We start from the raw sequence: 17,540 nt of genomic DNA on the forward strand, positions 1-17,540 counted from the left end.
TTGTTAATTTGCTTTCTTTGCCATTTCCGCTGTTGTTTTCACTCTGGCTTTTCCCATAAACAAAACGGTGACCGCCGCGAGGACAATTGGAATCAAAGCGAGCAAAAAGACATATGTGATGCTTGATGACATCGCGTCAATAATGCGATTCAGGATCACCTCAGGAATCTGGGAACGTGTTCCTGCTTGAAAAATCTCCTGCGGGTCGCCGATATTTTGCGTGGCGCCTGAGCCTGCTGAGCCTTTCATGCCGCTGAAGCCTTCGCTCAGCTTGTTTGTGAATACGTTTGTTTGCACCGTTCCGAAAATGGTGACGCCCAAGGTCATGCCGAATGACCGCAAAAATGAATTTGTAGAGTTGGCCGTTCCCCGAAAACGGGGTTCAAGATCATTCATCGATGCCGCCGGCAGCAGGGAGAAGTTAAAGCCTACACCAAATCCTGAAATCATCATAAAGACTGTCAGCCATACCCGTGCTGTGTCAGGCGTCATATTGGAAAGAAGCAGCATGCCGATAAAGAAAGCGATAACAGATATCAGCATCAAATTGCGGAAGCTGACCTTCGTTTGGAAGATCCCGCCGATCATGCTTCCGATGACTGATCCAATCATCATCGGCGTCAAAATAAAGCCCGCGCTTGTCGCTGAGCTGCCGTATACCGCCTGAACGAAAATCGGAATAAATACCGCTAAAATAATGAATGTTCCGCCATACAGGAAAGCGAGAATCTGCGCTGTGGCAAACAAACGGTTTTTAAACATCCAGAAAGAAATAATCGGCTCTTCCGCTTTTCTCTCCACTATAAAAAAGGCAATGAAGAAAACAGCGAATACAATAAACAGGCCAATGATCTGAATGGAATTCCAATCGTATGTTTTGCCGCCAAGCTCAAGTGCGAACATCAGGCATACAATGGATACGACTAAGGTAACCGCGCCGCCCCAGTCAATTTTCTGCTTTCTGTGCTCCAAAGATTCTTTGTAGTAGCGAATAATGAAAAACAATGACAATGCGCCGATCGGCACATTGATGTAAAACACCCAGTGCCAGCTGATCGAATCTGTAATGATCGCGCCTAACAGCGGCCCAAGAACACTGGATAATCCGAATACAGCACCAAACATGCCGGACATTTTTCCGCGTTTTTCCGGCGGAAACAAATCAAAGATAATGGTAAAGGCAATCGGCAGGAGCGCGCCGCCTCCAATCCCTTGAATGGCCCGGTAGATGATCAGCTGATTCATCGTCTGTGCAATGCCGCATAAAGCCGACCCGATTAAGAAAAAAATAAGTCCAAACAGGAAAAAACGTTTTCGGCCGTACATATCGGAAAGCTTGCCGTAAATCGGCATTCCAGCCATGACCGCCACCATATAGGATGCTGTCACCCAAGCAAATTTATCAAAGCTCCCAAGATCGGCTACGATGCTGCCCATTGCGGTGGCAACAATCGTATTGTCCATCGCAGACATCAAGATGCCCAGCAGGAGACCGAGGACCACAAATTTGGTGGAAGCCTGTTTTGCTGATGTTGTGTCCATTTGTTCTACCTCCTCTTACTTTTCTATGTAAGTTCTGATATCATGATAATAGTTTGATCATTGAATATCTCGATTATCAAGATAAATTCGATTCTATAGGGAGGACTGTCAGTTGTCAACAAGAAATTCCAGAAGTGAGTTGGAAAAGACTGCCGTTCAGCTTTTTCGGAAATTGGGCACAAGAACGGTTCTGTTTCATCAGGCAGCCGCTCAGGCTCTCGGTCTGTTTCCCACCGATTTGAAATCAGCTGACATCTTAAATGAAGCGGGACCGATGACGGCCGGAGAGCTGGGGAAAAAGACAGGCCTCAGCACAGGTTCTGTCACAGCGCTTGTTGATCGGTTAGAAAAAGCGGGGTATGTGGCTCGTGAAAAGGACCCGAACGACCGCAGAAGAGTCATGATCGTCCCTTTGACCGCTTCGAAAAAACATGTAAAGGATTTGTTCCGCTCTCTGTCAGAGTCGACGATGGATTTGTGCCGCGAGTATACGGAAGAGGAACTGGAACTCATTTTCAGCTTCGTAGGCAAAGCTGCCGATATTATGGAAGAAGAGCTTGAACGTCTGAAACAGTAAGCGAAATTGTGCATAGCTTGGCCCGTTCCCGAATAAATTGTACAAGTTACGTAAGAGAAGGGAGTACGGGCCGGTGAACATTTTTTTGAGCTATATTGTGCTGGGACTGTCCTTGTCTGCGCCTGTGGGACCAGTAAATGCGGCGCAAATAGACAAAGGAATTAAAAACGGTTTTTGGCATGCATGGATTTTTGGTTTAGGCGCCATGACAGCGGACGGACTGTACATGCTTTTTATCTATTTCGGGTTGTCGCAGTTTTTGACTGCTCCGTTTGTGAAAACGTTTTTGTGGCTCTTCGGCTTTTTTGTTCTGACCTATACAGGAATTGAAACACTGAAAAATGTCAGAGAACCGATGAATGTGCGAAGCTCACGGGGAAAAGCGTCATACAGGAAAACGTTCGCTTCGGGTTTTCTCATTTCACTGTCAAATCCATTGAGCATCCTTTTTTGGCTTGGGATTTACGGGAGCATACTTGCGAAAACAGCAGAGGCCTACAATATGAATCAGCTTCTGATCTATAGCTCCGGCATCATGATCGGCATATTAATCTGGGATTTTTGCATGGCTATCACAGCCAGCATGTTCAGAACTCTGCTTCATGAAAAGCTATTGAGGGGATTGACCGGAATCGCTGGTGTATCCCTCCTTGTATTTGGCTTTTACTTCGGTTATCAGGGCATCAAACAGTTACTGGGCTGATTCATGAAGGACAGTCACCTGCCGCCTCCAGTTTTAATATAGTATCCAGATGATACTGGAGGTGGATCAATGGTGAATGGGATTTACACCAAAAGTTTTCTGGAACGTAATCAAGAAGAGCTTCCTGAATGGCAAAGAATCGCTTTTGAGCTGCTGGCAGAAACTGTGGCGGATGATGCGGATACGTTTCCATGCATTCCCGGACGCCAGTCATTTCTGAATGATCAGCTTCGCATTGCTTTTGCCGGAGATCCGCGGGAAAACCGAACGGCGGAGGAACTGGCTCCATTGCTTGCGGAGTACGGAAAGATATCGCGGGACACTGGAAAGTATGCATCTCTCGTTGTGTTGTTTGATACACCGGAAGATTTGGCTGAGCACTATTCGATTGAAGCGTATGAAGAGCTGTTTTGGAGCTTTTTAAATAGACTGAGTCATCAAGATGAAAAAGAGTGGCCGGAAGACATTCCGGCCGATCCCGAGCATTATAAATGGGAGTTTTGTTTTGACGGTGAGCCATACTTTATTCTGTGCGCTACACCGGGGCACGAGGCGAGAAGAAGCCGGAGCTTTCCCTATTTTATGATCGCGTTTCAGCCAAGGTGGGTGTTTGATGACCTAAATGGTTCAACTGTATCCGGCCGGAACATGAGCAGGCTGATCCGATCCCGTTTAAAGGCCTACGATCAAGCTCCGATTCACCCGCAATTAGGCTGGTACGGAGGAAAGGATAATCGAGAATGGAAACAGTATTTCCTCCGTGACGACGAAAAACAGGTATCGAGGTGCCCGTTTTCTTATTTAAAGAACATGTTCAACAAAATGAAATAAATCACGAGCTGGCAGGGCGGTCTTTATGTCCCTGCTTTTTTTGATAGATCATGGTAACGACGGCAATAATCGCGAGAAAACCTATGCTCACAAAAAAACCGGGCCGGCTTGATTTTTCAAACAATGTACCTGACACAGCCGCAGCAATCAGAATCATCGCTAAATAAATTTGCGTTTTCCCCATTCCCTCAGGATCAGTCAGCTTTTTGCTGGAGAACAGGATAAACAGCCAAGTGTATAAAAGCATAAGCCCCGCTGCTGTCGTCATGTGCTCATAAATGTTTTTGGGCAGCACCAAGGACAGAATAATGGATAAGACAAGCCCCGCAAACGTCAGCCCCAGTGCCGGCCAGCATATTTTTTTGCCTTCCTTTAAGGTAAAGCATTTCGGCGCGTCGCCGTCATCGGCCATCGTACAAAGCAATGTCGTAACCGCAAATAGCGAAGCGACGAGGGTCGAGAACCCGGCGATAATGAAAATCCCGTTAAAAATATCGAGAATGATCTCAAGGTTGTATCCTTTTAACGACGTAATGAACGGACTGTCCTGTTCTGTAAACTTGTGTAACGGAACCAAAAGCAAAGCCAGCCCGATTGAAATAATATAAATAATCGCAAGCGTCGCCAGCATCAGTTTTCCTGATTTAGACGCTTCCTCTGGTTTCTTTAAGTGAACCGCCATCAGCCCCATGACCTCAATTCCGCCAAAGGCGTAAAACGCGTAGATTAAACCTGTCCACAGCCCCATGGCGCCGAAAGGGAAAAACTCACTCGTCTTATTTGGAACCTGTACATCAGGCCTTCCGCCGGACAGGATACCGCATAATGCCAGGATGGCAATGACAATAAACATAAAAATAGCGGCTGTTTTGATAACTGCCAGTACATTTTCAGTCTTCTCAAAAACAGACAGTCCGGTGAAAATAATGAGAAGCCCAAGTACCGCATAGATTGAAGCAAACACCCATAACGGCACCTGAGGAAACCAATGCTTCGTAAATAGTGAAATGGCTGTCAGCTGGCTTCCGGTAATCAGCATTTCTGATGTCCAGTACACCCAGCCGTTACTGAAGCCGGCCCATCTTCCGAATGCTTTCCTCGCATACGAACAAAACGAGCCTTTTTCAGGATGTTTTGCAGACAGCTTGGCAAGCTGTTCGAATACAAAATACGTACCGATCGCTCCAATTAGAAATGAAAGCAGAACGGAAAAACCGCTTTTCACTATTGCGATGCTGGAACCGAGAAAAAATCCAGTTCCGATTGTGCATCCTATCCCGATTAATGACAGCTGCCACCAAGCTAAATTTCCTTTTTGCTGATCTTGTTTTGTTTGACTCATAATCATTTCAACCCCTTTTATCTAAGGTTAGATTGCGACCCGCCCGAAGCTTATATACATCGGATTTTTGCCTCTTTTTACATGGAGAAGGCGGCGAACGCTCATACTAATGGAAAAAAGGAGCGAGCCGATGACACAGCGATATATCGTAGAGCCGAAGAAAGGGCTTGGGCTGAAGCTGAAAAAGGGGCAGATTTTGAAGGTGGTTGATGTTGAAGGTCAGCAGGTTGCCGATTTTGTCGCGTACCATGCCAAGGATTTTTATGAACACCTTGATCAGGGGGCGACGATTGATGCCAATCACTCCATTCATGTGAAGGTCAACGACCATCTCTACTCCAATCTGTACAAACCGATGCTGACGCTGATTGAGGATACGGTCGGCAAGCATGATCTGCTGCTTCCTGCCTGCCGTCCTGATATGAACAGGCTCTTATACGGCAAGCAAAAGGATGAGTTTCAGGATACTTGCTATGACAATATGAACCGTGCGCTTGAACAGTTTGGCGTACCGAAGCCTCACATGCATTATCCGTTTGCGATTTTTATGAATACTGTCCTTGATGAGAAAGGGAACCTGTCTGTGGAAACGCCGCTTTCAAATGCCGGGGATTATGTAAGGCTGCGGGCGGAAATGGATTTGGTTGTCGCGTTTTCTTCCTGCCCGATAGAAAAAGGTAAGTGCAATGGCGATAGTGTAACGTCAATACGGGTGGAAGTCAGCTGATCTCTCTTGTTCACTGTGAATGAAGACCTGTGCTATATTTAATATGATACATAACTGTCATGATTCATTTTCATCAATTTGGGGAAATGATCAAATAAGAAACAGCGAAACTCTACAGGAGGAATGATTGGGATGAGCATGCAGGAAAAGATTATGCGTGAATTACATGTGAAGCCCTCAATTGATCCAAAGCAAGAAATTGAGGACCGAATCCATTTTTTAAAACAATATGTAAAGAAAACCGGCGCTAAAGGCTTTGTATTGGGAATCAGCGGCGGACAGGATTCAACTCTTGCTGGGCGCCTTGCTCAGCTGGCGGTGGAAAGCATTCGCGAGGAGGGCGGAGACGCTCAATTTATCGCGGTCCGTCTTCCGCATGGCACACAGCAAGATGAAGACGATGCACAGCTTGCTTTGAAGTTTATTAAGCCGGATAAATCATGGAAGTTCGACATTAAATCGACCGTCAGCGCTTTTTCTGATCAATATCAGCAGGAAACGGGCGATCAGCTGACTGACTTTAATAAAGGGAACGTAAAAGCAAGAACAAGAATGATCGCTCAATACGCGATCGGCGGACAAGAAGGCCTTCTTGTCATTGGGACTGACCACGCAGCTGAGGCTGTCACTGGTTTCTTTACGAAGTACGGTGACGGCGGAGCCGACCTTCTGCCGCTGACTGGATTGACGAAGCGTCAGGGAAGAAGCCTGCTGAAAGAGCTGGGTGCACCGGAGCGCTTATACCTAAAAGAACCAACTGCCGACCTGCTCGACGAAAAACCGCAGCAGGCGGATGAGACAGAGCTTGGCATTTCCTATGAGGAGATTGACGATTATCTCGAAGGAAAAGAAGTATCAGCGAAAGTGTCAGAAGCGCTGGAAAAACGCTACAGCATAACTGAGCATAAACGTCAGGTTCCGGCGTCTATGTTTGATGACTGGTGGAAATAAATGAAGAAAGCCCGCTCTCGGAGCGGGCTTTTGTCATGTGCAGGATCTTTATTTGATGCGGATATGATTCAGCTTTACCATCAATCTGTCGGTGAACCTTCGGAGGCTGCCTCTCGTATCAGGGTCTAATGTAAGCTTGGCTTTCGCGGCAATGGTTTCTGCCGCATCCTGAATCGACATGTTGTCTGTTTGGAGGTGATCCGCAAAGACTGGTGATGACAATCCTTCAATGCAGCGGTCGATTTGTTTGGCGGCCCATGAGTTTTTTCCTTCTGCTCTTGTACGCAGCCGTTTTAACAAGGTTTCCTTTGAAGCCATTAGTGTAAAGTGGTGAACCATCTGGCCGTCATGTCTGAGCCTGCCGATGATCTCATTAAAGTATTCAGGGTGTACAATCGTCATAGGCACAATGATGATGCCGCGGTATGTATCGGTCAGGGAGGCAAGCAAGCTGTAATTGAACGTCCGCCACAAGGGATAGCTTTGAAAATCGTCCTCCGCGATCTCCGGCGGTATCATAGAGCGCATCGCAAATCCCATTTTCTCAGGATCATACACGTAAGACGTTTTCAGCCTTCTATGCAGTTCGAAGGCTGTTTGTGTTTTTCCGGAACCGAAAGCCCCGTTTATCCAAATGATCATCTCCATTTCTCCCTTCTCCCTTATGATACAAAAAAAGACCCTTCGATCGAAGAGTCAGCAGAACAATAAAAGCAGTGAGCTTAAGAGGTTTTAATGCTTTTTTGCGTCGAAGTATTAAATTATCTGTGGAAATGTTGTACAATGAATGTCATTCAGGCAAAAACGTTTGAACGGAAAAGGACGGGCAAGCCGGTATCTATATAAATGTTCGCAAAATAAGCATATAATGAATATAAAATTTCATTCCTTAGGAGGATTTCGCCGAAGATGAACGCTAAACGAGCCATCCCAGTAAGAGAAAGAAATATTGTCCTGATCGGATTCATGGGTGTAGGAAAAACGACAATCGGCCAATTGGTCGCTAAGAAATTATATAGAGACTTTATCGATATTGACCAAGAGATCGAAAAGGATTTCAAGATGACAATTCCTGAGATGTTTGAGGAAAAGGGAGAAGACTTTTTCCGGAAAACGGAGAAGGAATATATTTTAGACATCTGCCATCATAAACGATTCAAAATCGTATCTCTGGGCGGCGGGTCTTTTAAGCAAGAGGAAATCAGAAAGTGCTGTCTGGAAAACTGTCTCGTGCTTCATCTGGACCTGTCATGGGAGAACTGGAAGCAGCGTGCGGACTTATTGATCGAGAGCCGTCCTGTGCTGCATAACCGTTCAATGAATGAAATGGAACAGCTGTTTAACGAAAGAAAAGTCATTTACGATAAACACAACTCAAAAGTGGCAACAGACAACCTTTCTCCTGAGGAGGTCGCCGATTATATTGTAGAGACATTAAAAATCGGCTGGGATCTTTATCAGCCAATGTAAAAAGCCGTGCAGTGCGCACGGCTTTTTTTATCATTTTACGCCTTGTATCAAAATGGCTTTTAAGCAAAAGGAGTCGGGCTGTCCGTTTTGTTTCAATTTGATGGAGAACGTATCACGTGCTTCTTCTGATGCCTGATGTAAATGGCTGATAATTTGTTTTTCCCGATCGGCGGGGGTTCCGCCCCGTTTGATCCAGCTTTCGTATTGAATCGGCAAATTCCACTTTTGGATGTCTTGATAGCTCAGCTGATTGGCGGTGAACATTGACTGCCATTCTGATAATGAGCCTTCCCGAACATGGGATGGGTCTCGGAGCTGGTTCAAATGATTGACAAACTCATCAAGAACCGGATCTTCAGGCGCGTAATGATCGACCAAGAGAAAACGTCCGTTCTTTTTCAGGACGCGTGCAACTTCGTTGACGGCTTTGCGGACATCAGAAAAATGGTGGGCCGCGTATCGGCAGGTGATGATATCAAATGAATCGTCGGGGAAGGGGAGTGACTCGGCCATTCCTTGCTGAAAGCGTACGTTTCCCGCTCCTTTTTCTTGCGCAAAGGAGGACGCAACCTCAAGCATCTCTTTCGTCGCATCAACACCGATGCATTCCTGCACATATGGAGAAAATGCCAGCGCCGTATGGCCAGCACCCGCTCCGATATCCAGCATCCGCTGCTCTGCCCGGCATTCCGCCGTTTTGATCATCAACCCCAAATCTTCGCCTTCAGCAAATACCTTCTCATCCCGATACATCTCGGCGTTTTTAGAAAACGGTGTTTCATTTGTCATGTGAACCAGCCCCTTTTTTTTGTAAATGATGATATGGATTATGTTAGCAATTTCTGTTATGATTCGTCCAAGATATAAAAATGATAAAAACGATAGGATCAACCTATGGAGGCTGAAATGGATATTAAAGTGATGGAATACGCAGCGGAAATCGCCCGGCGCCAAAGCTTTACAAAGGCAGCAGAGCATCTTCATATTGCTCAGCCATCTCTCAGCCAGCAAATCAAAAAGCTTGAGACTGAGCTGGGGCTTACCCTTTTTCACAGATCCCACGGCTCTGTTACACTGACACCCCACGGCCGGCGTTTCATTGAAAAAGCTGAGGACATTATTCGTTCCAGAGATGATTTGCTCCGGGAGATGCAGGAGCGGTCGCAGGGGCTCGGACACAAGCTTTCCATTGGGATTCCCGCTGTAACGGGGAGATATATCTTTCCGCCTCTGCTGAAGCAGTTTTTGGCCCGTTATCCTCATGTGGAGGTTCAGCTTGTTGAAAAAGATCCGGTATCTTTAGAGGAGATGACGGCAAAGGGAGAGGTTGACCTTTCTGTTTTATCCTTGCCGATCGAGGATGAACGGCTCGCCATTACACCGTTGCTCACGGAACCGATTGTTCTCGCAGTGCCGAAGGAAAAACAAAGGTGGATGCCGCCGGAAATGATCGCGCTGATTGAGAAAGCGCTGGAGGGAGAGGAGGGCCGCAAGCCGTGCGTGCCGCTTGAAATGGTGAGGCACGTGCCTTTTATTCTGTTAAAAGAAGGCTTCGGTTTTCGCAGGACAGTTCTCGATCTCTGTGCGGAAAGCGGCTTTAAGCCGAATACAGCTTTTAAGACGAGCCATATTGAAACCGCCCAATCCCTTGTGGCCAATGGTTTAGGTGTGACAATGGCGCCGAATATGGTCAGAAGGGATAAAGATCCTGGTGTGATCTATTTATCTATTCAATCAGCGCCATCACGAACCCTCGTCTTTGTATTTTTAAAGAACCGCTACGTCAGCTTGACAGCTCAGGCCTTTATGGAACTGAGCCGGGAAAGTCTTAAACAAACGTTTGATGAAGGCAGTTTGGGAAACAAAATTGAAAATATTTAGAAAACAGGTTCTAAACGTGGTAGTATAGGAATACAAACTAAATCTTATAAAACAAAGGGGAATAATCGGAAATGCAACTATTCGATATGCCGCTCGACCAATTGCAAACGTATAAGCCTGAACAAACAGCACCGAAAGATTTTTCTGAGTTTTGGAAATCGTCTTTGGATGACCTTGCGAAAGTCCAATCAGCACCTGATTTACAGCCGGTTGATTATCCTGCTGATGGAGTAAAGGTGTACCGCCTCACATATAAAAGCTTTGGAAACGCCCGCATTGCCGGATGGTACGCCGTGCCTGACAAGGAAGGCCCGCATCCGGCGATCGTTAAATATCACGGCTACAACGCAAGCTATGACGGTGAGATTCATGAAATGGTGAACTGGGCGCTCCACGGATACGCCGCATTCGGCATGCTTGTCCGCGGCCAGCAGAGCAGCGAGGATACGAGTATTTCTCCGCACGGTCACGCTTTGGGCTGGATGACGAAAGGAATTCTTGATAAAGATACATACTATTACCGGGGCGTTTATTTGGACGCCGTCCGGGCACTTGAAGTCATCAGCAGCTTTGACGAAGTTGACGAAACAAGAATCGGTGTGACAGGCGGAAGCCAAGGGGGAGGCTTGACCATTGCCGCAGCGGCTCTATCAGATATTCCGAAAGCAGCGGTTGCCGATTATCCTTACTTAAGCAACTTTGAACGGGCCATTGATGTGGCGCTTGAACAGCCGTACCTTGAAATTAATTCCTTCTTCAGAAGAAATGGCAGCCCGGAAACGGAAGAACAGGCGATGAAGACACTTTCGTATTTCGATATTATGAATCTCGCTGACCGAGTGAAGGTGCCTGTTTTGATGTCGATCGGTCTGATTGACAAGGTCACGCCGCCGTCCACCGTGTTTGCCGCATACAACCACTTGGAGACAGAAAAAGAGCTGAAGGTGTACCGCTACTTCGGGCATGAGTATATCCCTGCCTTTCAAACGGAAAAACTTGCTTTCTTTAAGCAGCACCTTAAAGGCTGATTAAACGGGAAAAGCCGCCTCGTATCATCAGGCGGTTTTTTTCTGCAAACTGCCGGAATGAGAACAGACTGGAGACGAATAGATATGAAACAAAGGATCATTGATGAATTAAAACGAATCGAGCAGTCATACGGAGTCAAAATCGTATATGCCGTTGAGTCAGGAAGCCGCGCATGGGGATTCCCGTCGCAGGACAGTGATTATGATGTCCGCTTTATTTATGTGCCGAAAAAGGAGTGGTATTTTTCAATTGAGCAGGAGCGGGATGTGATTGAGGAACCGATTCACGATTTGCTGGATATCAGCGGCTGGGAGCTGAGAAAGACGCTGCGCCTCTTCAAAAAATCAAACCCGCCGCTCCTTGAATGGCTGTCCTCAGACATAGTGTATTATGAAGCATTTACGACCGCAGAGCGGTTAAGAAAACTGCGGATGGAGGCATTTAAGCCTGAAGCAAGCGTGTATCACTATATCAATATGGCGAGAAGGAACGTCAAGGATTACCTTCAAGGGCAAGAGGTCAAAATCAAAAAATATTTCTACGTGCTTCGGCCTATTTTGGCTTGCAAATGGATTGAAAAGCACGGAACCATTCCGCCAATGGATTTTACGGTTTTGATGGATGAACTTGTTACTGAACCCGAACTGAAGGCAGAAATGGAAACCTTGCTTGATCGGAAAAAAAGAGGCGAAGAGCTTGATCTCGAAGCGAGAATTCATGTCATTCACCAATTCATTGAAACGGAAATTGAAAGAATCATGGAAGCAGCAAAATCGCTGAAAGCAGAACAAAAGGATATGACACCTGAATTGAATCGTTTGCTTTTGAATACGGTTGAAGAAGTGTGGAAGGATGGAGGAAGCTGATGTTTTTTGTCGCTTCCTTTTCTCCTTTATTCGACAGAATGTCCCCCGACTTTCTAACTATCTGATTGTGGCAAACCCACAAAAATTATCAGAATCTTTGTATTTTGAGAATATTGTGAACCGAGGTTTTGTCCATTTACAATAAACTCATACAAATACTTCTTAGATTGCGGGGTGTTGAGGTTGGAAGTGATCACAAGAGATTTTTTCTTATTTTTATCCAAAAGCGGCTTTCTCAATAAAATGGCAAAAAACTGGGGAAGCCGGGTAGCAGCGGGTAAAATTATCGGCGGGAATGATTTTAACAGTTCAATCCCGACCATTCGACAGCTTAACAGTCAAGGCTTGTCAGTTACTGTCGATCATTTAGGCGAGTTTGTGAACAGTGCCGAGGTCGCACGGGAGCGTACGGAAGAGTGCATTCAAACCATTGCGACGATTGCGGATCAGCAGCTGAACTCACACGTTTCTTTAAAAATGACGTCTCTAGGTCTCGATATAGATATGGATTTGGTATATGAAAATATGACGAAAATCCTCCAGACGGCCGAGAAGCATAAAATCATGGTCACCATTGACATGGAAGATGAAGTCAGATGCCAGAAAACGCTTGATATTTTCAAAGATTTCAGAAAGAAATACGAGCATGTGAGCACAGTGCTGCAAGCCTATCTGTACCGGACGGAAAAAGACATTGACGATTTGGATTCTTTAAACCCGTTCCTTCGCCTTGTAAAAGGAGCTTATAAAGAATCAGAAAAAGTAGCTTACCCGGAGAAAAGCGATGTCGATGAAAATTACAAAAAAATCATCCGGAAGCAGCTCTTAAACGGTCACTATACAGCGATTGCCACACATGACGACAAAATGATCGACTACACAAAGCAGCTTGCCAAGGAAAATGGCATTGCCAATGACAAGTTTGAATTTCAGATGCTGTACGGCATGCGGTCGCAAACCCAGCTCAGCCTCGTAAAAGAAGGTTATAACATGAGAGTCTACCTGCCTTACGGCGAAGATTGGTACGGCTACTTTATGAGACGCCTTGCAGAACGTCCGTCAAACATTGCATTTGCTTTCAAAGGAATGACAAAGAAGTAAAAAAAGGAGAGGTTATCATGACAACACCTTACAAACACGAGCCATTCACAAATTTCCAAGCTCAAAACAACGTGGAAGCGTTTAAAAAAGCGCTTGCGACAGTAAGCGAATATTTAGGAAAAGACTATCCGCTTGTCATTAACGGCGAGAGAGTGGAAACAGAAGCGAAAATCGTTTCTATCAACCCGGCTGATAAAGAAGAAGTCGTCGGCAGAGTGTCAAAAGCTTCTCAAGAGCACGCTGAGCAAGCGATTGAAGCGGCTGCGAAAGCATTCGAAGAGTGGAGATACACATCTCCGGAAGAAAGAGCGGCTGTCCTGTTCCGCGCTGCTGCCAAAGTCCGCAGAAGAAAACATGAATTCTCTGCTTTGCTTGTAAAAGAAGCAGGAAAGCCGTGGAACGAGGCGGATGCTGATACGGCTGAAGCGATTGACTTCATGGAGTATTATGCGCGCCAAATGATCGAACTGGCAAAAGGCAAACCGGTCAACAGCCGTGAAGGCGAGAAAAACCAATATGTCTACACGCCAACTGGTGTAACAGTCGTCATCCCTCCTTGGAACTTCTTGTTCGCGATCATGGCAGGAACAACAGTGGCGCCGATCGTTACTGGAAACACAGTCGTTCTAAAACCTGCCAGCGCAACACCTGTCATCGCTGCGAAATTCGTTGAGGTGCTTGAAGAGTCCGGCCTGCCGAAAGGGGTAGTCAACTTTGTCCCTGGCAGCGGAGCGGAAGTCGGCGACTACCTTGTTGACCATCCGAAAACAAGCCTTATCACATTTACGGGATCAAGAGAAGTTGGTACGAGAATTTTCGAACGCGCGGCGAAGGTTCAGCCAGGCCAGCAGCACTTAAAGCGTGTCATCGCTGAAATGGGCGGTAAGGATACGGTTGTTGTCGATGAGGATGCGGATATTGAATTGGCGGCTCAATCCATCTTTACATCAGCGTTCGGCTTTGCGGGACAAAAATGTTCTGCAGGTTCACGTGCAGTTGTCCATGAAAAAGTGTATGATCAAGTGTTAGAGCGTGTCATTGAAATTACGGAATCAAAAGTAACAGCAAAACCTGACAGTGCGGATGTTTATATGGGACCTGTCATTGACCAAGGTTCTTATGATAAAATTATGAGCTATATTGAGATCGGAAAACAGGAAGGGCGTTTAGTAAGCGGCGGCACTGGTGACGATTCGAAAGGATACTTCATCAAACCGACGATCTTCGCTGACCTTGATCCGAAAGCAAGACTCATGCAGGAAGAAATTTTCGGACCTGTCGTTGCATTTTCTAAAGTGTCAAACTTTGATGAAGCTTTAGAAGTAGCAAACAATACTGAATACGGTTTGACAGGCGCGGTGATCACAAACAACCGCAAGCACATCGAGCGTGCGAAACAGGAATTCCATGTCGGAAACCTGTACTTCAACCGCAACTGTACAGGCGCTATCGTCGGCTATCATCCGTTTGGCGGCTTCAAAATGTCCGGAACGGATTCAAAAGCAGGCGGGCCGGATTACTTGGCACTGCACATGCAGGCAAAAACAATCAGTGAAATGTTCTAAAGCGGGACTAAATGGGCATCCTCCCTGCGGGGATGTCCATTTCATCCATATACTATAAAAAAGAGGAGGAAGTGCCATAGAAAACACACAGCTGATTATCTCGATTTGTATTTATATGGCGGGGATGCTGCTGATCGGCTACTTTGCTTACAAGCGCACGTCGAATCTGACGGATTACATGCTGGGAGGACGTTCCTTAGGTCCTGCTGTAACCGCTCTCAGTGCGGGTGCTGCCGATATGAGCGGCTGGCTGCTGATGGGGCTCCCGGGCGCCATGTTTTCAACAGGTCTGAGCGGGGTTTGGATTGTGTTCGGACTTTGCCTTGGGGCATGGGCGAACTGGCTCTATGTTGCGCCGCGGCTGAGAACCTATACTGAAAAAGCGGGGAATTCCATTACAATTCCAGGATTCCTTGAAAATCGCTTTGGAGATCAAACAAAGCTTCTCAGACTGTTTTCAGGAATTGTGATTTTAGTCTTTTTTACGTTTTATGTATCGTCCGGAATGGTATCCGGCGGCGTCTTATTCAACAGTATTTTGGGGATGGATTATCACACCGGATTGTGGATTGTGACTGGTGTTGTTGTGGCATATACCCTGTTTGGCGGCTTTTTGGCAGTCAGCTGGACAGATTTTGTTCAGGGGATCATTATGTTTGCCGCACTCATTCTTGTTCCGATCGTTACGTTTTTCCACACGGGAGGAGCAGGTGATACAGTTGCTGAAATCCGCTCAGTGGATCCAGATATGTTTAATATGTTCAAAGGAACAAGTGTCCTTGGCATTATTTCTTTGTTTGCCTGGGGTTTGGGCTACTTTGGCCAGCCGCATATCATTGTGCGTTTTATGGCGATAACATCTGTTAAAGAGATCAAAAGAGCGCGCAGAATCGGAATGGGCTGGATGATTTTGTCCGCAGTCGGCGCAGTGCTGACCGGTTTGGGCGGAATCGCTTATTACCATCAGCGCGGCATGACACTGAAGGACCCAGAGACGATTTTTATTCAATTAGGGAATATTTTGTTCCATCCGCTTATCACAGGTTTTCTGATTTCAGCTATTTTGGCTGCGATTATGAGTACAATTTCTTCCCAGCTGCTTGTGACATCAAGCTCTCTGGTAGAAGATTTGTATAAGTCGATGTTCAGACGCTCAGCTTCTGATAAAGAGCTTGTGTTTTTGGGCCGTTTGGCTGTTCTGGCTGTTTCAATCATCGCGTTACTGCTGGCTTGGGAGAAAAACAATACGATCCTTGGATTGGTCAGCTACGCGTGGGCGGGCTTCGGTGCATCATTCGGGCCGGTTGTACTGCTCAGTCTGTTTTGGAAACGAATGACCAAATGGGGGGCACTCGCCGGCATGATTGTGGGAGCAGCAACTGTAATCATTTGGGCGAATGCCGGTCTTTCGGACTTTCTGTATGAAATGATACCTGGTTTTGCTGCGAGTTTATTATCTGTTTTTGTCGTCAGTGTATTGACGCAGGCTCCGTCACAAGCTGTCACAGACCAGTTCAACGACTACCAAGATACAATGTCTCAATAAAGATCGAAAGGAGGAGGAAGGGGTTGTCCCTTTTTCCTCTTTTCTCCTTTTAAGCGGACGTTTTTTCTTTTGGAAACAAACGTATTTTTTTCTATACAAAAAGCCCCCGTATGGATATGATTAAAGTAAAAAAAGTATAGGAGAAAAAGGTATGGAAGAGCTTTTAGAGAGAGTTTTTTCATTTTCAGATGTTGATAAGCTGATTGATTTTATCAGTTATGAACTGCAGAAACCAGTCATACTGGAAAGCGCGGATTTCTTTTTGTTAGCCTATAATTCTTACTATATTAACCATTTTGATTCTGCCAACCAGCAGACTATTTTTTCAAAAAAATGTCCGGTTCAGATTTTTGAGAGGTTTCTGAAGGACGGAATCATTGAAAAACTGAAAACAGAACCTGAGCCTTTTCGCGTCAATAAAATTGAAAGCATTGGGTTAAACCAGAGGGTGGTCGTGAGTGCGAAGCACAAAGGGGAAGTCATGGGCTACATCTGGATTCAGGAGCTGGACCAAAATCTGACGAAAGAAGAACTCGACTTTTTGTATGAGACCTCCTTTCATGTCGGGAAAATCATTTATAAAACGAACAAGCTGAAACAGGAAAAGGAAGAAAAAGCAGAAGATCTCATCAAAAGGGCCATCTATCAGCAATTCATCTCTGAGAAGGAACTTAGACGGGAAGCCGAAAGAATCAACACCGTGCTGCCTTCGATGTTTTCAGTAGTCATCCTGCACGCCGCGAATGGGGATGGGGAAGCGGTTGAGGATTTAAAGGAAAATATCAGGTCGTACCTGAATTTACGGGATAAAGTCAGTCATGTCTTAACGATCGAATCAAATATTGTCATCGTCGTAGCGAGTTTTTCCCAAAAAAGCTCCGTCTCCTCGGCAGCTTCAGAATTTATTAACAAGCTGTTAACACATTTTCACTTTCAAAAAATACCTACCCCTATTTATATCGGTATCGGAAACGAATATGATCACCTTTTAAAACTCGGCAAGAGCTACACAGAAGCACTTGAAGTCATCAAAGCCGCAGAAATCACCGGCAACCAGGAAAACATTCCATATGAATATGCCAAACTCGGCATTTACCGCTATTTAGAAAGCATTGAACAGAAAAATGAGTTTTTAGAATACGAGAATAAGGATTTGGCTTTATTAAAAGCAAAGGACCAAGAAAGCAGCACCGAGCTCCTAAAAACGCTGGAAGTCTATCTCCTCAACAACTGCAAAACAAAACCAGCAGCAGAACAGCTGTTTATTCACCAAAATACATTGAATTACCGCATCAAACAGATTACTGAAATGACATCGATTGATTTAAGCGATTTCAGAACGCGATGCCAGCTCTATCTTGATTTGATGCTGATGAAAAAGAAATAAAAAAGAAACCAGTACTTGTACT

At 45.7% G+C, this 17,540-nt stretch carries 17 protein-coding genes; 13 read left to right on the forward strand and 4 right to left on the reverse strand.

All coding sequences use genetic code 11. The features are described 5' to 3' along the window. Nucleotides 1-3: 3 nt before the first annotated feature. Nucleotides 4-1,542 (reverse strand): multidrug efflux MFS transporter Bmr3, encoded by a 1,539-nt coding sequence (bmr3, locus tag CVV77_RS15020; protein ID WP_100275783.1) that lies wholly within the window; start codon nt 1,540-1,542, stop codon nt 4-6. 112 nt (nt 1,543-1,654) lie between these two features. Between bmr3 and CVV77_RS15025 the strand changes: the two genes are divergently transcribed. The 3 genes from CVV77_RS15025 (at nt 1,655) to CVV77_RS15035 (ending at nt 3,653) form a co-directional block, all read left to right on the forward strand. Next, on the forward strand, nt 1,655-2,119 hold the full coding sequence (locus CVV77_RS15025) for a MarR family transcriptional regulator (RefSeq protein ID WP_003241197.1): 465 nt from the start codon (nt 1,655-1,657) through the stop codon (nt 2,117-2,119). Between the two features lie 73 nt (nt 2,120-2,192). Beyond that, nucleotides 2,193-2,822: a LysE family translocator gene (locus tag CVV77_RS15030; RefSeq protein ID WP_019257409.1), complete on the forward strand. Its 630-nt coding sequence runs from the start codon at nt 2,193-2,195 to the stop codon at nt 2,820-2,822. A gap of 69 nt (nt 2,823-2,891) precedes the next feature. Further along, nucleotides 2,892-3,653, forward strand: coding sequence for a YqcI/YcgG family protein (locus tag CVV77_RS15035; RefSeq protein WP_003241194.1), 762 nt, complete (start codon nt 2,892-2,894; stop codon nt 3,651-3,653). 1 nt (nt 3,654) lies between these two features. Here CVV77_RS15035 and CVV77_RS15040 read toward each other — a convergent pair whose 3' ends face one another. Then, a complete protein-coding gene (locus CVV77_RS15040; protein WP_032732283.1) occupies nt 3,655-4,995 on the reverse strand; it encodes an amino acid permease in 1,341 nt (446 codons plus the stop codon). A gap of 130 nt (nt 4,996-5,125) precedes the next feature. On the opposite strand from CVV77_RS15040, the gene CVV77_RS15045 reads away from it, so the two are divergent. Beyond that, complete coding sequence (locus CVV77_RS15045; protein WP_019257412.1) at nt 5,126-5,722, forward strand: DUF1989 domain-containing protein; 597 nt, start codon at nt 5,126-5,128, stop codon at nt 5,720-5,722. Nucleotides 5,723-5,854: 132 nt separating this feature from the next. After that, nucleotides 5,855-6,673, forward strand: coding sequence for an ammonia-dependent NAD(+) synthetase (gene nadE, locus CVV77_RS15050; RefSeq protein WP_003241188.1), 819 nt, complete (start codon nt 5,855-5,857; stop codon nt 6,671-6,673). Nucleotides 6,674-6,721: 48 nt separating this feature from the next. Here nadE and tmrB read toward each other — a convergent pair whose 3' ends face one another. Beyond that, a complete protein-coding gene (gene tmrB, locus CVV77_RS15055) occupies nt 6,722-7,315 on the reverse strand; it encodes a tunicamycin resistance ATP-binding TmrB (RefSeq protein WP_100275946.1) in 594 nt (197 codons plus the stop codon). A 267-nt stretch (nt 7,316-7,582) separates the two neighbouring features. Here tmrB and CVV77_RS15060 point away from each other — a divergent pair, with 267 nt between their 5' ends. Continuing rightward, nucleotides 7,583-8,143: a shikimate kinase gene (locus tag CVV77_RS15060; RefSeq protein ID WP_100275784.1), complete on the forward strand. Its 561-nt coding sequence runs from the start codon at nt 7,583-7,585 to the stop codon at nt 8,141-8,143. A gap of 30 nt (nt 8,144-8,173) precedes the next feature. Here the strand turns inward: CVV77_RS15060 and CVV77_RS15065 are convergent, their stop codons facing one another. Beyond that, complete coding sequence (locus CVV77_RS15065; protein WP_100275785.1) at nt 8,174-8,932, reverse strand: class I SAM-dependent methyltransferase; 759 nt, start codon at nt 8,930-8,932, stop codon at nt 8,174-8,176. Nucleotides 8,933-9,049: 117 nt separating this feature from the next. Here CVV77_RS15065 and CVV77_RS15070 point away from each other — a divergent pair, with 117 nt between their 5' ends. From CVV77_RS15070 to putR, 7 genes are all read left to right on the forward strand, one after another. Then, a complete protein-coding gene (locus tag CVV77_RS15070; protein WP_100275786.1) occupies nt 9,050-10,024 on the forward strand; it encodes a LysR family transcriptional regulator in 975 nt (324 codons plus the stop codon). A gap of 71 nt (nt 10,025-10,095) precedes the next feature. After that, nucleotides 10,096-11,052, forward strand: a complete 957-nt coding sequence (gene cah, locus CVV77_RS15075; protein WP_100275787.1) for a cephalosporin C deacetylase — start codon at nt 10,096-10,098, stop codon at nt 11,050-11,052. A gap of 84 nt (nt 11,053-11,136) precedes the next feature. After that, complete coding sequence (locus CVV77_RS15080; RefSeq protein WP_100275788.1) at nt 11,137-11,919, forward strand: nucleotidyltransferase domain-containing protein; 783 nt, start codon at nt 11,137-11,139, stop codon at nt 11,917-11,919. A 189-nt stretch (nt 11,920-12,108) separates the two neighbouring features. Beyond that, on the forward strand, nt 12,109-13,020 hold the full coding sequence (putB, locus tag CVV77_RS15085; protein WP_080010736.1) for a proline dehydrogenase PutB: 912 nt from the start codon (nt 12,109-12,111) through the stop codon (nt 13,018-13,020). Between the two features lie 17 nt (nt 13,021-13,037). Then, nucleotides 13,038-14,585: an L-glutamate gamma-semialdehyde dehydrogenase gene (gene pruA, locus CVV77_RS15090; protein WP_100275789.1), complete on the forward strand. Its 1,548-nt coding sequence runs from the start codon at nt 13,038-13,040 to the stop codon at nt 14,583-14,585. 91 nt (nt 14,586-14,676) lie between these two features. Next, on the forward strand, nt 14,677-16,131 hold the full coding sequence (putP, locus tag CVV77_RS15095) for a sodium/proline symporter PutP (RefSeq protein WP_100275790.1): 1,455 nt from the start codon (nt 14,677-14,679) through the stop codon (nt 16,129-16,131). Nucleotides 16,132-16,282: 151 nt separating this feature from the next. Next, entirely contained in the window at nt 16,283-17,518 is a 1,236-nt protein-coding gene (putR, locus tag CVV77_RS15100; RefSeq protein ID WP_100275791.1) for a proline utilization transcriptional regulator PutR, read from the forward strand. The last annotated feature ends 22 nt before the right edge of the window (nt 17,519-17,540 follow it).

This window comes from Bacillus sp. SN1, from assembly GCF_002796895.1.
GTDB classification, from domain to species: Bacteria; Bacillota; Bacilli; order Bacillales; family Bacillaceae; genus Bacillus; species Bacillus inaquosorum.